The 1,644-nt window shown below is 44.1% G+C and carries 1 protein-coding gene; it reads right to left on the bottom strand.

The genetic code is table 11. The features are described 5' to 3' along the window. Window positions 1-844 precede the first annotated feature (844 nt). Window positions 845-1,456 carry a M48 family metalloprotease gene (locus AKL11_RS23840; RefSeq protein ID WP_157673745.1) on the bottom strand — a complete coding sequence of 204 codons (612 nt, stop codon included), beginning with the start codon at window positions 1,454-1,456 and terminating at the stop codon, window positions 845-847. Window positions 1,457-1,644 lie beyond the last annotated feature (188 nt).

The following is a 1,644-nucleotide window of genomic DNA, read 5'->3' as shown; positions in this document are numbered from 1 at the left end:
CAGCTAACGCCAACTTAAGCGGCGCGCCGCAGGCGCGTCCGGTGGAGGGCGAAGCCCGGAACGAACTTGAAGTTTTTGTTAGCTGCGCAAGCCCGAAAAATGGTTAAACTGTGGCGTAAACCTGCAGCAAGTACAACTGGCGGCAAAGTAAAAACCAGAAGATTTACCACTAGAGATTTTGAACGCTGCTGAAAAACAGGCTGAACCAAAATACCTCGAAACAGTTTGAACCAGATGCTTTGACTACTTGAAGTTTACGACAATGTAACTTACTGGCCTGGAAAAAACCTGAAACTTTGCACGATTTAAAAAACCTGCATTCTTCCCTACCAACTCACCGTCAAAAAAGATGGAAAGGAAAACGAACTCTGCGCTGGCGCAGAATAAGGAAACAGGTACGCTACCGCCTGCCAGCTTGGGAAAAGCAAACAGCAAAGGACGATCTTCACGCTGGCATAAAAGAAGGAATATACGACAAAACTCTCACGCCAGCTTGCAAAACGAAGACTACCGATTTCTTATGAACTTTTCGATAGAACAGAACAAAAAACTTCCAACGCTGAAAAACTATCAGGTTTGCAACTCTGGTAGAAACACCAGGGCAACAGCACCAGATGTACTTTAGTACAAATACTCATGAGCAATAGCCAGAATTAGCTCGTTTTATCGAGTTTTTATTACTTTGTCTGCGAATTCAAGAGTCTGTGTTTAGGCTTAATGTTCTAAAAATTGGACTAAGTGGGACTATAGTAAATGCGGTGCCACCGCCCTGGTAGAAACACAGCAGCTAACGCCAAATTCAGGGGCGCCGTAAGCGTCCCTTGGAATTTATTGTTAGCCGCTGTCAGTGCCACCGGTTTAGTTCATTATTGATCTTGCTATAAATCATGTGCAGGTGATCCTCAACCAAACCAATACCACCGCCATCTTTCCAGCCTTTGGCAATATTACTGATCCTACTGTAGGAGTCAGGATGAGTGTCATTTGCCCACATCGTGAACATTAGCCTCTGTGAAAGCTCTAAATCACTTGGTTGTGCTCCGAGTCTTGCGAGAATGAAACCAGAGTAATAATCAGCTTCAACTTCCTTTGTCCATGGGTGTTTTGCAATAGCATTAAGGTTATCGGTATGTGCGTAAAAGTGATGCCCAAGTTCATGTGCAAAAATTGCTAGAGGAACAAATTCATTACTACTCCAGAATTCCATACTTTTCATGAAGTTTGGGTTATAAATAACGTAGCGCTCGTAATGAGAAACAGTACCATTTGCAAGGAAGAATGGCCGAGAGGATGCCATTGCATTTGGTACATGATAAGAAGCATAAAAAAGCACAGTTCCAACATACTCAGATGCATTTAAGACTCTTTGAAAGAGCATCTTTGCATACGGGCTTGCTGGTGATATTGTTGAGTAAAGATCTACAGCAGTCCCATTTGTAGTCGCTACAGATAACATTTATTTTTTAGTCCTTTAGTCATTCAGTATCTCATCATACCATCCCTGGTCTGCTACATAAATTGGCATGTGCGGACTGGAGTCTTTCTAGCGGCTAACGCCAACTTAAGCGGCGCGCCGCAGGCGCGTCCGGTGGAGGGCGAAGCCCGGAACGAACTTGAAGTTTTTGTTAGCTGCGCAAGCCCGTA

This window comes from Endozoicomonas ascidiicola (genome assembly GCF_001646945.1).
Lineage (GTDB): Bacteria > Pseudomonadota > Gammaproteobacteria > Pseudomonadales > Endozoicomonadaceae > Endozoicomonas > Endozoicomonas ascidiicola.
This window is presented reverse-complemented; position numbering and strand designations above follow the sequence as displayed.